3 protein-coding genes are annotated in these 2,475 nt (G+C 63.9%); 1 reads left to right on the forward strand and 2 read right to left on the reverse strand.

The genetic code is table 11. From position 1 onward, the window contains the following. On the forward strand, positions 1-485 hold a 485-nt coding region (locus ACH2EI_RS15630; RefSeq protein WP_395160721.1), incomplete at its 5' end, for a PaaX family transcriptional regulator C-terminal domain-containing protein. Positions 486-490: 5 nt separating this feature from the next. Here ACH2EI_RS15630 and ACH2EI_RS15635 read toward each other — a convergent pair. Further along, complete coding sequence (locus ACH2EI_RS15635; RefSeq protein ID WP_395154191.1) at positions 491-1,057, reverse strand: hypothetical protein; 567 nt, start codon at positions 1,055-1,057, stop codon at positions 491-493. Between the two features lie 26 nt (positions 1,058-1,083). Next, the coding region (locus tag ACH2EI_RS15640) for a DUF222 domain-containing protein (protein ID WP_395160723.1) at positions 1,084-2,475 on the reverse strand (1,392 nt) is incomplete at its 5' end.

A 2,475-nucleotide genomic window follows, 5' to 3' on the forward strand; every position in this document is an offset into this window, starting at 1 on the left:
GCCTCGGCTGGGCCGGATTCGGTTCGCTGGGGCAAGGCGTGTGGATCTGCCCATGGGCGGACCGAGAAGGCGAAGCCACCGCGATCCTGAGAGATCTCGACATCGACGACGCGACGTTGTTCCGCTCCACGATGACCGATGTCGGCGACCCTCAGGCACTCGCCGAACGCGCCTGGGACCTCGGCGCTCTTGCGTCTGGCTATGGCGGCTTTCTGGCGGCGTTCGACGAGCCGAGCGCTGACAACCGACCTGACGCGCATTCGGCGTCTCGATTGATCGACCTCGTCGACGCCTGGCGGCGCTTCCCGCTGCAAGACCCGAGCCTGCCAGCAGCGCTCCACGCCTCCGAATGGCCCGGCGATGCTGCCACACAGCGGTTCCGCAACCTTCGGGCGCACTGGGGGCCCGCAGCAGCTCGCTGGTGGGTGGCGGAGAACGAGTCATACGGCGAGCCAGCCTCGACGACGTCACGACCGCCCAACTGAGGCGGTCAGCCTGCTCGGTCGGCGACGATGCCACCAGCAACAGCGTGGAACCGATCGACCACGACTGCGTGGTTCGCATCGATCTCATCCGCTGGCAACGGCGGCAGCACTTGCGACCACAAGACATTGCCCCAGCCGTACAGCTCGAGTTGCTTCGCAGGCCGACCCTGGAACCACACGTGAAAGTGCTCGGACCCATCACCCCAGCGGTGGATGTGCACCCGGCCAACGGAAGTGAGCGAGCGAATGGCCCCCTCCATCTGCATGACCAGGACTCCGAATTCGGCGGCCATCGTCGTGTCGAAATGTTCGAAATCGATGTGATCGACGGTCTCAAGAAACAGCCCAACCGGATTCGCCGTGGGACGGATGGCCGTGACCTTCCACCGTTGGTTGCTCCACCACACTCGGTCGTTGTTGCCGCATGACTTGCACGGACGATCGCCCTCGCCTTCACGCTGCAGCTCACGCGCCATCGGCTCACCAAGTGGCTTGACTGTCAGCTTCCCCACAAACGGGAACAACGGCGAAGCCGACATCGCGTCGAGCGCGGCCTGCGATGCATCATCCATGGCCCGCACGCTAGATTGCCGACCGGTCAGTGCAGGCCGGGTGGCTGGATTTTGGCGAGGTAGCCGCTGTCGGTTTGCAGACGTTGACGGAGGTCGTCGTAGTAGGTGCGGGGCGGGTTGAAATAGATTTGCCCGGTGTCCATCCGGCCGCCATCGGGATGCGCGTACACGGCTGCGGGTTTCGGTGGCGGCCCGGGCGGCAGGTTTGGTGCTGCACCCGATTGTGTGATGATCCGGCCGTGTTGGTTGCGGAATTCGAGGCCGTCGGGCCGGTCGGCGTTGCCGGTGATATCGAGCCGGCCGCGGTGATGCATCCGATGATGCTTGCCGCACACCAACAAAAGATTGTCGGTATCGGTACGGCCACCATGTTCCCAGTGAATCAGGTGATGCACTTCAAGACCGAGCGTCGCATCGCAACCCGGGACCCGACACACACCATGATCGCGATGCTCAATCACCGTGCGAGTGCGGGCTAGTACGACGTACTGGGCACGCCCGACCGATACGGGCAGGCCGTTCTCGACGAACACCGGGGTGACCGTGCCGTCACAGGTGAGGTAGCGGCGGATGGCGTCGGGCACGTTCCAGCCGGTGGCGTCGGCCATACCCCGCTCACCTGTGTCGGTGTTGATGAACAGGTTGACCCGGAACCGTGACCGGCGTGCCGGGTCACTCACCGAGTCGAGCGACGCCTGGGCCATCTCGACCAACGCCTCAGCAAGCCCGGCACCGAAGTCGCCGCGCTGGAACAGTCGGTCGCGGGCTTCGTCGAGCGCAGCCTGCACAATCATCCCAGCATCGGCATCCAAACGTCCGAAGAGACGGAACGAACCGTCGTCGTCCTGCCACAGCGACAAAAACTCTTCGACCGACGACCGCACCGCATCGGAGGAATCAGATGACTTCGCTGAGTCGGCCTCGGCGGCTGCTTCGGTCTCCGGCTCTTCGTCCGGGCCGCTCTCGGCTGGCTCGGGAGCACTCGGGTCGGCATCCTCAACTTCGCGGCCTTCGTCGTCAAGCACGGGGAACGGATACTTCCGCAGGACATGGCGGAGTTGAGTGACCGTCATTGCGATCGCGTAGTCACGGGACTGCACGTCAGTCCAGGCCGGTGCGTTCCGGGCAATCGTGGCCATTTGATCGAGTGACAATTCACCGCGCCGGAACGCCTCAATCGAAGCAGGCAGTTCATCGACCCGTTCGGCAATCGCCACGATCGAACGGGCCATTGCGGGCGACATCCCAGCACGCCAAGCAACCCAGGCCGACATCGACGTCATGCCCTCACCAGCCCACAACCGCTCGTCAGCCAACAGGACAGCAACCCGTTCGACCAACGCCGCGTGTTGGGAGTTGAGGACACCAACAATGTCGTTGACCTCACACTCCAACTCGGTGGTCGATGACATATGTAA

The organism is Ilumatobacter sp., assembly GCF_041688325.1.
In the GTDB taxonomy this organism is placed as follows: domain Bacteria; phylum Actinomycetota; class Acidimicrobiia; order Acidimicrobiales; family Ilumatobacteraceae; genus Ilumatobacter_A.

Bases quoted from the DNA above. Each gene is read 5' to 3' on its own strand.
- ACH2EI_RS15635 (WP_395154191.1), bottom strand. From the start codon at position 1,057: ATGGATGATGCATCGCAGGCCGCGCTCGACGCGATGTCGGCTTCGCCG.